Source organism: Francisella sp. SYW-9 (assembly GCF_008711465.1).
In the GTDB taxonomy this organism is placed as follows: domain Bacteria; phylum Pseudomonadota; class Gammaproteobacteria; order Francisellales; family Francisellaceae; genus Francisella.
Map to the genome: position 1 here is coordinate 177,946 of NZ_VXKQ01000009.1, position 14,384 is coordinate 192,329.

Here is a 14,384-nt window from a genome sequence, read left to right on the forward strand (position 1 = left end):
AATAAAGAAAATTTAAAAGAGGAAAATAAAAATGAAAAGAACGTTTCAACCTTCAAACTTAAAAAGAAAAAGAAACCATGGCTTCCGTGCTCGTATGAAAACTTTAAGCGGAAGAAAGGTTATCAGAAACAGAAGAGCTAAAGGTAGAGCTAAACTTAGTGCATAACTTTTGTTTAACAAAACAAAATATACTTAATAAGAGTGAGATCAAGCAGGCTTTTGATAACGTTGATAATAAACTAAGCACGTTACACTTTACTTTCTTGCTAAGCAAAAGAAACACTAAAGATCCTGGTATATGTGTGATCTTACCTAAAAAAAGCATAAAAAAAGCTACTAAAAGAAATCTTTGTCGAAGGCTTGTTAAAGAGTTTTTTCGTTTAAACAAATTTTTCTTAGACCAAAAAAGCCTGATTGTACTGAGCAAAAAACCGGCATCTCAAGCTACTAAGGAAGAATTGTGGCAATCTATAGAAAAATTCTCTCATTTTTTAAAAGAATCGCAATAGTTCCTTTTGTACTATTAATCAAGTTTTATCGCTATTTTATTAGTCCCTTTCTACCCGCTAGATGTAGATATTATCCAACTTGTTCTGCATATGCTCTAGAAGCTCTAAAATCTCATGGTATACTAAAGGGATTGTATTTAACCATACGTAGGCTCTTGCGTTGCCATCCATTAGCAAAAAGAGACTACTTTGACCCAGTTCCGGCAAAAATAAAAGGTTTAAAAAAATAATGAAAGCTAATCATGTAAGAATATTACTATTAATCATAATAGCAATAATGTTTATATCTCTAGTGGGCAAGTGGGAGCAAACCTTCCCTTCACACGACAATACGCAGCAACCTGCAAAAACTCAAGAGAATAGCCATTATACAAAATCTACAGATTCAACATCCAATGATGTAACAAAAGATCAGGCTCCTAGCTTAACAGCTAAAACAAGCTTCTCAAAATATGACAAAACTAATAGTGTAACTATAAACACCAAGGTTTTCAAAAACTTAAAAATCAGCCTACTAAATGGTGCTATCACTTCAGCATCTTTAAAAGACTACACAGTTAGTCTTAAAGATAAAACTCCTATGAACCTTCTAACTGAAAAACAAGGTTCTGAATACATTGCTAAGAGCAGCATTGTCATAGATAGAAAGCCAGTAAATGTTGAGTTCAAAAATCAAGGTATCAAGAAAGAAGGTGACAAACAAGTCCTAACTCTATCAGGTTCTATTGATGGCTTAAATATAACTAGAACATATACTTTTGATGACTCTAAGTATAATATCTCTATAGCTCAAAAAATTACTAACACTAGTTCTAATCCAATAAATGTAATTGTTGATGATTCGTTAGCTAGAGATTTTGATCCTGCCGGAGATAGCTTTAGCTTATTAAATGCTCATAGCTATACTTTCACTGGAGTTGCTTATTCAACTCCACAAGACAAGTTTAGAAAAGAATCTTTTAAAGATATATCTAAAACTAATGGCAAACCTACAGTTATTGATAATAACGGCCAAAGTTGGGTTGCATTTTTAGAGCATTATTTCTTGACTGCTTGGATACCACAATCATCAAACTCAAAAATATACTATAAAAACCTAAATGATAATGTTTTTGAAGCTGGTGAGTATACAAGTGTTACTATAGCACCTAACCAATCACAAAATATTTCTTCTGTATTATATACAGGACCAATTATTAAGAACAATCTTGTTAGTCTAGCTCCTAATCTAGAAAAGACTCTAGACTACGGTATGCTTTCATTCTTCTCAGAAATCATTTTCTGGGTTATGAGCCATATTCATGCTTTAGTTGGTAACTGGGGCTTATCTATTATCCTAGTTACGGTACTTATTAAGGCAATCTTCTACCCTCTTTCTGCTAAGAGCTACCGTTCTATGGCAAAAATGAGAATGTTACAGCCAAGAATCAAACGCCTTCAAGAGACTTACAAGGATGATCGTCAAGTTCTTGGTAAAAAGATGATGGAAATGTATAAAGAGGAAAAAGTAAATCCTCTTGGTGGATGTTTACCTATGGTAATCCAGATCCCTATATTCATATCATTATACTGGGTACTACTAGAGTCTGTAGAACTAAGACATGCTCCTTTTATTTTCTGGATTCATGACTTATCAATGAAAGATCCTTACTTTGTACTTCCTGTCTTAATGGGTCTATCAATGTTCTTACAGCAAAGACTTTCTCCAGCTCCAGCTGACCCTATGCAAGCTAAGATAATGATGTTCTTACCTGTAATATTCACATTCCTATTTGCATCATTCCCATCTGGACTTGTGCTATACTGGTTAACAAACAACCTAATAAGTATCTTGCAACAATGGACAATAACAAAACGCTATCAGGCAACACACAAAAAATAATATTTTTCTAGTCTATGAATAAATCTTTTCTAAAACCAAAATATTGGAGTATCTGGATCTTAGTTGGTCTATGTAAAGCTGTTGTAAATACCCTTCCATATAAGGTACTAATGCGACTAGCAATTGGTATTGGCTTTTTAGCGAAGCCTCTTGCAAAAAAACGTAATCAAATCGCTGTTACAAACTTAAAGATTGCTTTTCCTGAAAAATCAGACCAAGAAATAAAAAAACTTGCTGATGAAAGCTATAAATCTGCATGCATGGCAGGCTTTGAAAGCTTAATAGCTTGGTTTATGTCAGATAAGAACTTTAAGAAATTAAATATAGACACATCTGAGTTTGACACTTTTATCAACACTCATAATGACCCAAACAAGACACTTTTAGCCTTAGGGTTTCACTTTCATTCCTTAGAAATTGCAGGAAGATATGTTGGTGATAATATTAAACCTCTCTCAATAATGTATCAAAAGCATAGTAGCCCTTTAATGGAGCACATCATAACTACTTCCCGTGAAAAGTATATTGACAAATGCTTTCAGCGTAAAAACATAGTCTCTGTAATAAAGAGCCTAAAAAGAGGAATGACGATGTGGTATGCACCTGATCAAGACTTTAAAGAGCATATTATTTTCGTAGACTTCTTCAATAAGCTTTGCTCTACTTTAACAGTTACACCATGGTTAGCACAAAAGACTGGTGCTACAGTAGTTCCTATGTATTATGTTAGAAAAAAAGATCTCTCAGGATATAAACTAATTTCTTGTGAGCCAATTGAGTTTACAGGTGATCCATACAAGGATGCTAACATGACAAATCGATTCCTTGAAAGTGCTATTCGTAAGTATCCTGAACAGTACTTATGGCAACACCGTCGCTATAAAACAAGGCCAGAAGGTGAAGAAGCTATATATTAATAGATCTTCATTATGTAGGTATTGATGATTAAATAGAGAGGTTAAAAATGGATAAATATCTTTTAAAACCTAAATACTGGGGAATATGGTTTCTAATTTTTATCGCTAAAATACTCGTCAATACACTTTCATATAAAACCCTTATGCAACTTGCAGTCTTTATTGGCTATTTAACAAAGCCCATAATTAAAAAACGTCAGAGAATTACTTTAATCAACTTAAAAATCGCATTTCCTCAAAAATCAGATAAAGAAATAAAAAAACTTGCTAGTGAAAGTTACAAGTCAGCATGTATGGCTGGGTTTGAGAGTTTAATTGCATGGTTTATGTCAGAAAAAAACTTTAAAAAAATAAGCTTTGATGATTCTGAACTAACTACATTTATAAGTGCCCATAATGATAAAGATAGAGCTACTATCTGTTTAGGCTTTCACTTTCACACATTAGAAATAGTTGGCCGCCACTCAGGAAGCAATTATTCACCATTAACATTAATGTATCAAAAACATAAGAATCCACTAATGGAATACTTAATTACATCATCACGAAAGAAGTATGTCTATGAGTGCTTTCACAGAAAGAATATTATACCAGTAATTAAAAGTCTCAAAAAAAAATACACGTTATGGTATGCCCCTGACCAAGATTTTAGAGAGCACATTATCTTTGTCCCATTTTTTGATAAGCTATGCTCTACCCTTAAAGTTACCCCTTGGCTTGCTCAAAAAACTAATGCTGTAGTTGTTCCAACATATTACATTAGAAAACCTGATTTATCTGGTTATAAAATAATATCTGGAAAACCTCTAGAGTTTACAGGTGACGATTATACAGATGCAAAAATGACTAATGAATTCCTTGAAGCTGCTATTCGCAAGTATCCTGAACAATACCTATGGCAACATAGACGCTATAAAACAAGACCTCCGGGCGAAGAAAAAATTTATTAGTTATTTATGATTAGAGGACTATATGTTAGAATTGGAATTAGTACCTTAACTTAAGAGTAAAATGAGCAGTAAGAACTTTAAACCTGAAAACTGGGGAATATGGATTATAGTTGGCATAATGAATTATGCTTCTAAGCTGCCTTTATTTACACATAAGTATATTGTTTTATTTATTGGGTTTATAATTAAGCCTTTCTTAAAAAGCCGAAATACAATTGCCCGAGAAAACCTTAAAATCGCTTACCCAGAGAAATCAGATAAAGAAATAGAAAAACTCGTCAAGAAAAGCTACTATTCTATGGTACTTTCCGGTGCTGAAACTACTGCAGCTTGGTTTTTATCAAAAAAAAGATTTAACAAAATAGAGTTTGAATGGGCCGATGGTTCAAGAGAAATATTTGAAAAATACCACAATGATCCTAAGCAAAAGTTAATTACATTAGGCTTTCATTTTCACTGTATTGAAATAATTGGACGATATATAGGCCAAGAGTTTCCTCCTTTTACAGTAATGTACCAAAAAAACAGTAATGCTCTTATAGAGGATTTGATAAAGAAATATCGTGAGAAAAACCTTTATAAATGTCTTGATAGTAAAAATTTTATTTCTGTAATTAGGAGTATAAAAAAAGGCTACAGTATGTGGTATGCTCCAGATCAGGATTTTGGCTTAGAAAGTTCAGGTATTGAGAACTCAGTTTTTGCACCTTTTTTTGGTAAACTTTGTGCTACCCTTACTGTAACTCCATGGCTTGCTCAAAAAACTGGAGCTGTTGTACTACCAGTCTACTACGTAAGGGAAGAATGCTTAAAAAAATATAAAATTGTAATGGGAGAACCTTTAGAGTTTACAGGCGATACCTACAAAGATGCAGAGATAACGAATAAATTTCTTGAGAATGCTATTCGTAAATACCCAGAACAATATTTATGGCAACATAGACGCTATAGAACAAGACCAAATAGCGAGCCTCAAATTTACTAGAGTTTATAGAAATGTTTAAAAAAAAGTTTTTACTTATAGTTAAGGGATTTTCTTTAGTTGAGCTAATGGTTGTAATAGCAATTATAGCTATACTTGCCTCTATTGGTATACCAATGTATAACAACTATGTATTAAGAAGCCATCGTAGCGAAGCAACTTCTGAGCTATTAGCAGCATCAAACGCTGCAGATAGTTTTGAAATTCGTAATGGTTCATACCCATCTGATAGCAACATAAACTCTTTCTACCATGCAAATTCTCAAACTGGGCTTTATAGCCTAGCTTATACCAGTATAAACTCAGGCTCAGGATATACTATTACAGCGACAGCACAAGGAACACAGACAGCTGACTCTCCTTGTATAAATATTCAACTACAGGTCAATGGTGCTATTGTTGATAGAACACCTACAGCATGCTGGGATTAATAAAACCATAAAATATTCAATTAGAAAATCAAGGACTACTAAAAATGGCAAATTACAGTACAAACGAATTTAAAGGTGGCTTAAAAGTTTTAATAGATGGTAACCCTATGGTTATTGTTGAAAATGAATTTGTTAAGCCTGGTAAAGGGCAAGCTTTTAATAGAGTCAAACTTAAGAATCTCCTTAACGATCGTATTATAGAAAAAACTTTTAAATCAGGTGAGTCTGTTGAGGCCGCTGATGTAGAAGAGTTAACAGCCGTATACTCATATTTTGATGGCGATAGCTATGTCTTTATGCATCCAGAGACATTCGAGCAATATATGGTTTCTGAAGAAGGATTAGGTGAAGCTAAAAAATGGTTAAAAGATCAAGATGAGTATCAAGTAATTTTATTTAATGGTCTGCCTATTTCAATTATTCCTCCTAACTTTGTAAATCTTGAGATTATCGAAACAGATCCTGGCTTAAAAGGTGATACTGCTGGAACTGGTGGTAAACCTGCGACATTATCTACTGGAGCAGTTGTAAGAGTCCCTCTTTTTGTGCAAACTGGTGAAGTTATTAAAGTAGATACAAGAACATCTAGCTATGTATCTAGAGTTAAGGACTAATAGATCATGCAGTCTTCAAATAACTTAGTTTGGATTGACCTAGAGATGACAGGTCTTGATGTAGAAGAATGTAAAATCATTGAGATCGCTGCAATTATCACAGATAAAGATTTAAATGTAGTTGCTGAAGCTGAGCCTATCGCAATCTACCAACCTAATGAAGTCTTAGAAACTATGAATGAATGGTGTATCAAGACTCATGGCGAAACAGGTCTTACTCAGAGAGTTAAAGATAGCAAAATTTCTCTTGAAGAGGCTGAGCTAAAGGTTCTTGATTTTATCAAACAATATGTACCATATCAAAGCTCTCCTTTATGCGGCAACTCAATATGGCAAGATAGAAGATTTTTAGCTAAATATATGCCAAAAATAGATGACTATTGCCACTATAGGATGCTCGATGTTACAAGCTTAAAACTTCTAAATGAATACTGGGGTGATGGAGAGTTTTTTAATAAGAAAGCTACCCACAAAGCACTAGATGATATCCAAGAATCCATAGAGGAACTAAAGTTTTATAGAAAGAAACTATTATCACTTTAAAGAGATAAACTAAATAAAGAAAATATTAATTTTAGGTATTTCAGCTCTTTTAATAGCTAGTTGTTCTACCCATCCTATCTGATGAGACATGACAAAACATCACTCCTGAGCAACAAGCTCAAGCTTATCAACAGCAGCAGGAAATTGCTAACATAAAGCTCATCCTGAGTATGGCCAGTATATCCAATGTGTGATTAGAAAAGGTCAGTTATCAAGCTTTCATAAATAATTGAAATGATATTTAAGCATTTAGTTTTGATACGATTAAAGGTAAAACTACTACATCTAACCTAACCTATTATCAAAACAACAATAAGTTTTTTAATGAAAGCCAACAACTATATATCTCATTAATAGGATCTCAGATTAAGATTTGTAAGGACCTAAATACTTTTTTAGATGACTGTTCTGTAATAACCGCAAGGATGCCACAATATGCAAAAGGTGCTAGAGTAGAAATAACTTCTGGAATAATTAAAGGTACTGCTAGATGCAATATGATTTATGATAATGATCAAATACTAGGAGTAAGCCCTAATATCACAACAAATATTTGATAATAATTCTCATTATCGTATATCACAATCAATTATCTTTTGCTATACTTGTTACACCAAATTACCTTTTAAAAAAATATATTCTAGAGTACAAATTATGAAATATGCTTTAGTTGGCAACCCAAACTGTGGTAAAACAACGATATTTAACTCACTAACAGGTCTTAATCAAAAAGTTGGCAATTGGTCTGGCGTTACTGTTGACAAGAAAGTAGGTACTTTAAATTCAAATAACAAAAAAATAGAAATTATCGATATACCTGGTATCTATTCTTTATCGGTTTCAGATGAAAATTCAATTGATGAGCAAATAGCTTATTCTTTTATTGTCAAAGAAAAACCAAATGCGATTATTAATGTTGTAGATGCATCAAATTTAAATAGAAGCTTATATCTAACTGTTCAACTTATAGAGCTTGGCCTACCAGTGATTTTAGCTGTAAACATGGTAGATGTTGCGACTAAAAAGGGAATTGTAATACATTATGATAAGTTAGAAAAAATTCTAGGATGTAAAGTTTTACCTATAGTTGGCTCAAAAAATATTGGCATTCAGGATCTAAAGCAAACTTTAGCAACTCCTCAAAAGACTCCAAGTTTTGATCTTACAAAATTCTACCCTAAAACAGTATTTAACTTAGAAAAGCAAATTAGCAATCTTCGTCATAATCATATAGGTAACCTATGGCTTACAACTGAGTTACTTGATGGTAGAGACATCCAAATTACTCAAGAAATTAATGCTAAAGACTTAGATACTCTAGAAAAATCTATAGATAGAAAGCAAAATTTTGATATTGCTAAATCTCGTTATCAAGCTGTTGCTGAGATTATAAATACTTCAACAGAAAATAAAAAGATATCACGTATTAATCTAACAAGTGCTCTAGATGCAATATGTATGAATAAATACTTAGGTGTACCAGTATTCTTACTGATGATGTACCTAATGTTTCTATTTTCTATTACCTTAGGAGCTGCTGTACAGCCTCTATTTGATGATTTCTCTAGCGCTATATTTATTGATGGTGTTGCTTATTATTCACACCTAATAGGTTTACCAATAACTGTCACTGAAATATTATCTCAAGGGTTTGGTACTGGTATTAATACTGTTTTAGCATTTATACCTCAAATAGGCTTCTTATTTATATTTCTTTCAATCCTTGAAGATTCTGGCTATATGTCACGAGCGGCATTTGTAATGGATAAATTTATGCAATCTATTGGCTTATCAGGTAAAGCTTTTGTCCCTCTTATAGTAGGCTTTGGTTGTAATGTTGCCTCTGTAATGGCTGCTAGAACTCTAGAGACACGAAAAGATCGACTTATGACTATTATGATGTCACCTTTTATGTCTTGTGGAGCTAGGCTAGCAATATTTTCAGTTTTTGCGACTGCCTTCTTTCCAAACCATGGTGCATCTATAATATTCTTACTTTATATCACAGGCATAATAGGTGCCATCATAACTGGTTATGTAATTAAATTTACCTTTCTAAAAGGCGACACATCCCCATTTATTCTAGATATTCCAAACTATCACCTTCCTCATGCTAAGACAATTATGCTATATAGTTGGAATAGGCTAAAATCATTTCTTATCCGTGCAGGTAAGGTTATTGTACCTGTTGCAATTATTGTTGGAAGTTTAAATAGTATTTACGTATCTAAAGATGAAACCCTTCTAAGCTATGGAAGTAAAGAGATAACGCCTATATTAAATCCAATTGGGGTTAGTAATGATAACTGGCCAGCAACTGTCGGTCTAGTAACTGGAACACTTGCAAAGGAAGTTGTTGTTGGTACTCTAAATACTATTTATACTCAAGCTGATGATGATGGTATACCAAAAAGCTTTAGTGCTATTGATAGTTTTAAACAAGCTGTAAGTACTACAATAGATAACTTCAAACATATTGATTTTAATCCAATAACTTCAAATGAGGCTGATGCAAATATGAGTACTGCTGCTATGGGTAATATGGTTAGCAAGTTTGGTTCTGGTATTGCTGCTTTTTCATATTTGCTATTTGTGCTGTTATATATACCTTGTATATCTGTAATAGGCGCAACTGTTAGAGAAGCTACTCGTGGCTGGGCTATACTATCAATAATCTGGAGTACATCAATTGCATATGTGGCTGCATTATTGGTTTATCAAACAGCCAATATCATCAATACTCCTGTAAAATCAGTAAGCTATATTATTGGTGCTATCATTTATACCTTAATTATTGTTTTTACGATGAAATATTTATCAACTAAGATAGGATTTGTCGCCAATCTTACAGGATGCTCAAGCTGTAACACTAAATGTTCTTAGGATTATTTTGAGATATAAATAAAATTTTCCATCTTCCTAAATTCTTGATATCTTTAACACAAAATTATATGATCTAATATTATAAGACTTAAAAACGTATAAAAGCTTATGTTATATTTGATAGTCGGAATACTTATATGGTCTTTGATACACTTTATACCTACCTATTTTTTTAATTTTAGGAAAAAAATTATTAATATTACTGGTGAAAATCCCTACAAAGGAATCTTCTCATTACTAATAGTAATATCTATAGTTTTAATGGTAATTGGCTGGAGAACATCATCCGCTGAAACAATATACTCACTACCAGAAACTATAGCTCATCCGATCACTTTTATATGTGTAACAATAAGCTTTTTGCTATTTTTCTCAGGACGTATTAAATCAAGAATTATCAAATACATTCACAATCCTCAATTAGTCGCTGTCATCACATGGGGAGTAGGTCATATAATTAGCAATATAAATCTAAAAGCAATAATCTTATTTGGAGGTCTAGTAATATGGGCTATTATCTCAATAATACAGACAAATCATAGGGATGCGAAGATTCAAAAAAATCTCCCAGAAAAATTTTCTATAAAATCAGATATCTTAAATATTCTGGTTGGACTAGTTGCTCTCTGTATATTTATATTTTTGCACCCATTCATATCAGGAGTTAAACTAGTTTAAAAATTTTCTTCATAAAGCCCTTCCTTTTATTCATAAAAATATGATACGATGAAAAATAGTTACATTTGAGGGTGTAACAGAATCAATTTAATTTATAAAACTTGAGAGGAGTTTTTATGTCGAAGTTTGTCTATGCCTTTAGCCAAGGCAACAAGTCTATGCGTGATTTACTAGGTGGAAAAGGTGCAAATCTTAGTGAGATGCTTAACAGCGGTCTTCCTGTACCTGACGGATTTACTGTAACAACAGAGGCTTGTCTTAAATACTATGATGACCGTCAAATACTAAGTAAAAATGTTAGAGAGCAAATATTTGCTCATATTGCTGATTTAGAAAAAAGAACAGGTAAAACTTTCGGTGGTGGCAACAACCCTCTACTTGTATCAGTACGTTCTGGCGCTAGAGTTTCTATGCCAGGAATGATGGATACTGTTCTAAATCTAGGATTAAATGATGAAGTTGCTAGAGCTATGGTAGCTAAGACAAACAATAAACAATTTGTTTATGACAGCTACAGAAGATTTATAATGATGTTTGCTGACGTTGTTATGGACTGTGAGAAAAAACCCTTTGATAAAATACTTGATGATAAAAAAGAGAAAAGAAAAGTAAAAAATGACTGTGATCTAAGTGCAACTGATTACAAAGATATTGTTGCTGAATATAAGAAAGTTTATAAAGATCTAGTTGGTAAAGAGTTTCCTACAGATCCAATTCAACAGCTATTAGCTGCCGTTGAAGCAGTATTTAGATCATGGAATGCTGAAAGAGCTATCATATATAGAGAGATCAATAATATCTCAAATAACTGGGGTACTGCTGTTAATGTTCAAGAAATGGTATATGGTAACTCTGGTAATAACTCTGGTACTGGAGTAGCTTTTACAAGAGACCCTTCTACTGGAGAAAACAAACTCTTTGGTGAATACCTAATCAATGCTCAAGGCGAAGATGTCGTTGCTGGTGTAAGAACTCCTGCACATATATCTACTCTTAAAGATAAAATGCCACAAGTATTTGAGGACTTTGTAAAGATCGCAAAGAATTTAGAAATAGTATACAAAGATATGCAGGATATGGAGTTTACTATCGAAGATGGTAAGCTTTTTATGCTACAAACAAGAAATGGTAAGAGAACAGCTAGAGCTGCATTAAAAATAGCAGTTGATATGGCAAAAGAGGGTCTAATCACTAATGAAGAGGCTGTGATGATGGTAGAACCTCACTTATTAGAGCAGCTACTTCACCCTAAATTTGATGATAAAGCTCTAGCATCAAAACGCCCTCTTGGATCAGCTCTTGGAGCATCTCCTGGTGCTGCTAGTGGGAGAATTTACTTTGATGTTGAATCATTACTTGCAGCAAAAGCTCGAGGTCAAGAGAAAACTATATTAGTTAGAATTGAAACATCTCCTGAAGATATTGCCGGCATGAATGCTTGTAATGGTATTCTTACATTACGTGGAGGTATGACTTCACATGCGGCTGTTGTTGCTCGTGGCATGGGTAAATGTTGTGTTTCTGGTTTAGAGTCTGCAAGAATTAATGAAGAAAAAAGAACTATTACTTTTGAGAGAGGTCAGGTTTTCACAGAAGGTGATTACTTATCTCTTGATGGAACAAAAGGTAATGTCTATAGAGGTATTATTAAAACTGTAGATCCTGAAGTTACTCAAGACTTCGAAGACTTTATGAAGTTTGTTGATAGCGTGCGTAAACTTCGTGTACGATGCAATGCAGATACATATAAAGATGCTTCTATCGCTAGAGCTTTCGGCGCTGAAGGTATTGGATTATGCCGTACTGAGCATATGTTCTTTGAAGAAGATCGCATCTCATATGTTAGACAAATGATCTTAGCAAAAGATAAAAGAGAAAGACAAAAAGCTCTAGACAAATTACTTCCTGTACAACAGCAAGACTTTGAAGAGCTGTTTGAGGCAATGGATAAGTTAGCTGTAACAATTAGGTTTATTGATCCACCTTTACATGAGTTTTTACCACATGAAGTTGATGAGATAGATGCTTTAGCAAGAGAACTTAATATTAGCTATAGCGAGCTAGAAGCGCGAATCGAATCTCTTAGTGAAATGAATCCAATGATGGGGCATCGAGGCTGTAGACTTGCTGTTACATACCCAGAAATCATAGAAATGCAGACAAAAGCTATCATATATGCTGCGATTTCTAGTAAACGCATGGGTATCGATGTTAAACCTGAGCTAATGATTCCTTTAGTAAGTACTCTTGGTGAGTTTAAGCTTCTAAGTGGAATTGTTAGAGAAGTCGCTGACACTATCCTTAAACGTGAAAATATTGAAATTGAGTATAAAGTTGGTGTAATGCTTGAGACTCCTCGTGGTGCTATTGGTGCTGGTATGCTAGCTGAAGCTGGTAGTGAGTTTTTCTCATTTGGTACAAATGACCTAACACAAATGACTTTTGGCTTTAGTAGAGATGATGCTAATAAGTTTATCAAAGATTATCTTGAGCATGGTATCTTAAGCTTTGACCCATTTGCTAGACTTGATCCCAAAGGTGTTGGTAAGCTGATGGAAATAGCCAAAGAAGGCGTAAAAGCTGTCAATCCTAATGCAAAGATGGGTATTTGTGGTGAGCACGGTGGTGAGCCATACTCTGTAGGCTTTTGTCATGATTTAGATCTAGACTATGTGTCTTGCTCACCATTTAGAGTACCAATTGCAAGATTATCAGCAGCTCAAGCAAAAATATACGCTGATCGTAAATAGCTCTTGCCTATTTAAATAAAATATCACTGATTAATTTTCTTTCTATAAATAAATCTAGATTATTATTTATGCCCTAAAAAGCGATGTGTCTGTAGAAAATTTTATGCAAAAAAATAAAATGATTAACTTTACTCTAAATGCTTTAGTATAGCTTCCAACAGTCTTGTATCTGCTATCCTCACTTAATAATATTATTAAACCCTTAAGTTTAGTAAGTAAATCCTTTCTACTACATTTCTCCGGGTTTGTAAGGAATCTCTCCCAAGACTCTAAAACCTTGACTATTTCTTTTTCATAAATCTGAAAATGTTCTTTGGTTAACTTAACAGATAAAGAGGATGCCATTTTTTTTGAAATTAAGCGTAAAGCAACTATGAAGTTAGCTAGGCGTATTTCCTTTATATATTCAACTCTTGCATCTTCTTTAAGATTATCAACAAGCTTTTTAAGATCTTCTAGTAATGTTTTATCTGAAAATGTACAACAACACTCTCTTTTTTCTATATCTTGTTGCTTGAATACATTATGAATCTCATCAAATAATAGATTATAACTATGAGACTGTGGAAATGCTATCTTTGATAATAGTCCTGAATTTAAGCGAAAAATAACTTTACCAGGATGCTTTATATTTTTTCTTACACCAGTGTGCCTTAATCCTAGAGAGCTAGTCCCCAAATTAAGAGCTCCTGGGTTTGGAGAGTTATCAATATCTATATCACGAACTAAATCAGAGTTGATAAATGTATGAAATATATTTGAAGACTCAAGAATTTCTTGCTCTTTAAGTAAAAGGTTTTGTGATACGATTTCAATAAATGGTGGTGCTGAAAAAGGATAGCAGAATAACTTCTCCTTTTTATCATATTTAATGCTACTATAATAATTACCGTATCTCATAGAAAGATAACATATTTGTGCTAAAGCCCCTCCAAGACTATGCCCTGTAATACTTACTACAGGATATTCTCCAATAACTTCTATACTCTGTAAAATACTCTTTAAATTTTCTCTAACAGAATATGCTGCTAATGCAAAACCAGATGAGATATTTATATTCCTTAGATTCTCACCAAAGCAATACTCTTTTAGGCTAGAGTTAATAAAAGCATCGGACACTTGAGTTTTATAAATATTCATATCAGTCACCCAATCGGCAGTTCCTTTACTATAAATAAGAGCATTTAAAAACGCTGAAGTTTCATCACCAGAACGAGACCCTCTAAAAACAATATTAATTTCTTT

Annotated in this window: 15 protein-coding genes; 14 read left to right on the forward strand and 1 reads right to left on the reverse strand. The window is 33.2% G+C overall.

The features are described 5' to 3' along the window. Positions 1–31 precede the first annotated feature (31 nt). The 14 genes from rpmH to ppdK all read left to right on the forward strand — a co-directional run bounded on the left by rpmH (position 32) and on the right by ppdK (position 13,139). Positions 32–166 carry a 50S ribosomal protein L34 gene (rpmH, locus tag F3D62_RS05555; protein WP_150467255.1) on the forward strand — a complete coding sequence of 45 codons (135 nt, stop codon included), beginning with the start codon at positions 32–34 and terminating at the stop codon, positions 164–166. Continuing rightward, positions 159–509: a ribonuclease P protein component gene (gene rnpA, locus F3D62_RS05560; RefSeq protein ID WP_150467256.1), complete on the forward strand. Its 351-nt coding sequence runs from the start codon at positions 159–161 to the stop codon at positions 507–509. The genes rpmH and rnpA overlap by 8 nt, the downstream gene beginning before the upstream one ends. Then, positions 461–739, forward strand: coding sequence for a membrane protein insertion efficiency factor YidD (gene yidD / locus F3D62_RS05565; RefSeq protein WP_150467257.1), 279 nt, complete (start codon positions 461–463; stop codon positions 737–739). The genes rnpA and yidD overlap by 49 nt, the downstream gene beginning before the upstream one ends. Continuing rightward, on the forward strand, positions 739–2,391 hold the full coding sequence (yidC, locus tag F3D62_RS05570; RefSeq protein ID WP_150467258.1) for a membrane protein insertase YidC: 1,653 nt from the start codon (positions 739–741) through the stop codon (positions 2,389–2,391). The genes yidD and yidC overlap by 1 nt, the downstream gene beginning before the upstream one ends. Before the next feature lie 14 nt (positions 2,392–2,405). After that, positions 2,406–3,308 carry a lysophospholipid acyltransferase family protein gene (locus tag F3D62_RS05575; protein ID WP_150467259.1) on the forward strand — a complete coding sequence of 301 codons (903 nt, stop codon included), beginning with the start codon at positions 2,406–2,408 and terminating at the stop codon, positions 3,306–3,308. A gap of 47 nt (positions 3,309–3,355) precedes the next feature. Continuing rightward, complete coding sequence (locus F3D62_RS05580) at positions 3,356–4,258, forward strand: lysophospholipid acyltransferase family protein (protein ID WP_150467260.1); 903 nt, start codon at positions 3,356–3,358, stop codon at positions 4,256–4,258. Between the two features lie 61 nt (positions 4,259–4,319). Further along, a complete protein-coding gene (locus F3D62_RS05585) occupies positions 4,320–5,243 on the forward strand; it encodes a lysophospholipid acyltransferase family protein (RefSeq protein ID WP_150467261.1) in 924 nt (307 codons plus the stop codon). 11 nt (positions 5,244–5,254) lie between these two features. Next, positions 5,255–5,671, forward strand: coding sequence for a type IV pilin protein (locus F3D62_RS05590; RefSeq protein WP_150467262.1), 417 nt, complete (start codon positions 5,255–5,257; stop codon positions 5,669–5,671). Between the two features lie 44 nt (positions 5,672–5,715). Next, the gene (gene efp, locus F3D62_RS05595; protein WP_150467263.1) at positions 5,716–6,285 is read left to right on the forward strand and encodes an elongation factor P; all 570 of its coding nucleotides are present in this window, start codon (positions 5,716–5,718) and stop codon (positions 6,283–6,285) included. A gap of 6 nt (positions 6,286–6,291) precedes the next feature. Continuing rightward, positions 6,292–6,828, forward strand: coding sequence for an oligoribonuclease (gene orn / locus F3D62_RS05600; RefSeq protein WP_150467264.1), 537 nt, complete (start codon positions 6,292–6,294; stop codon positions 6,826–6,828). A gap of 425 nt (positions 6,829–7,253) precedes the next feature. Continuing rightward, positions 7,254–7,385, forward strand: a complete 132-nt coding sequence (locus tag F3D62_RS13140; protein WP_318010096.1) for a hypothetical protein — start codon at positions 7,254–7,256, stop codon at positions 7,383–7,385. 97 nt (positions 7,386–7,482) lie between these two features. Next, complete coding sequence (gene feoB / locus F3D62_RS05610; RefSeq protein WP_150467265.1) at positions 7,483–9,711, forward strand: Fe(2+) transporter permease subunit FeoB; 2,229 nt, start codon at positions 7,483–7,485, stop codon at positions 9,709–9,711. 108 nt (positions 9,712–9,819) lie between these two features. After that, entirely contained in the window at positions 9,820–10,389 is a 570-nt protein-coding gene (locus F3D62_RS05615; protein ID WP_150467266.1) for an NnrU family protein, read from the forward strand. Positions 10,390–10,505: 116 nt separating this feature from the next. Continuing rightward, positions 10,506–13,139: a pyruvate, phosphate dikinase gene (gene ppdK / locus F3D62_RS05620; protein ID WP_150467267.1), complete on the forward strand. Its 2,634-nt coding sequence runs from the start codon at positions 10,506–10,508 to the stop codon at positions 13,137–13,139. Between the two features lie 66 nt (positions 13,140–13,205). Here ppdK and F3D62_RS05625 read toward each other — a convergent pair whose 3' ends face one another. Beyond that, the gene (locus tag F3D62_RS05625) at positions 13,206–14,378 is read right to left on the reverse strand and encodes a lipase family protein (protein WP_318010097.1); all 1,173 of its coding nucleotides are present in this window, start codon (positions 14,376–14,378) and stop codon (positions 13,206–13,208) included. Positions 14,379–14,384 lie beyond the last annotated feature (6 nt).

Excerpts from the sequence above, each read along its gene's own strand:
- F3D62_RS05585 (WP_150467261.1), top strand. The coding sequence starts at position 4,320 with ATGAGCAGTAAGAACTTTAAACCTGAAAACTGGGGAATATGGATTATA.
- ppdK (WP_150467267.1), top strand. The coding sequence starts at position 10,506 with ATGTCGAAGTTTGTCTATGCCTTTAGCCAAGGCAACAAGTCTATGCGT.
- F3D62_RS05615 (WP_150467266.1), top strand. The coding sequence starts at position 9,820 with ATGTTATATTTGATAGTCGGAATACTTATATGGTCTTTGATACACTTT.
- F3D62_RS05580 (WP_150467260.1), top strand. The coding sequence starts at position 3,356 with ATGGATAAATATCTTTTAAAACCTAAATACTGGGGAATATGGTTTCTA.
- feoB (WP_150467265.1), top strand. The coding sequence starts at position 7,483 with ATGAAATATGCTTTAGTTGGCAACCCAAACTGTGGTAAAACAACGATA.
- F3D62_RS05575 (WP_150467259.1), top strand. The coding sequence starts at position 2,406 with ATGAATAAATCTTTTCTAAAACCAAAATATTGGAGTATCTGGATCTTA.
- efp (WP_150467263.1), top strand. The coding sequence starts at position 5,716 with ATGGCAAATTACAGTACAAACGAATTTAAAGGTGGCTTAAAAGTTTTA.
- rpmH (WP_150467255.1), top strand. The coding sequence starts at position 32 with ATGAAAAGAACGTTTCAACCTTCAAACTTAAAAAGAAAAAGAAACCAT.
- F3D62_RS05590 (WP_150467262.1), top strand. The coding sequence starts at position 5,255 with ATGTTTAAAAAAAAGTTTTTACTTATAGTTAAGGGATTTTCTTTAGTT.
- F3D62_RS13140 (WP_318010096.1), top strand. The coding sequence starts at position 7,254 with ATGCCACAATATGCAAAAGGTGCTAGAGTAGAAATAACTTCTGGAATA.
- orn (WP_150467264.1), top strand. The coding sequence starts at position 6,292 with ATGCAGTCTTCAAATAACTTAGTTTGGATTGACCTAGAGATGACAGGT.
- yidC (WP_150467258.1), top strand. The coding sequence starts at position 739 with ATGAAAGCTAATCATGTAAGAATATTACTATTAATCATAATAGCAATA.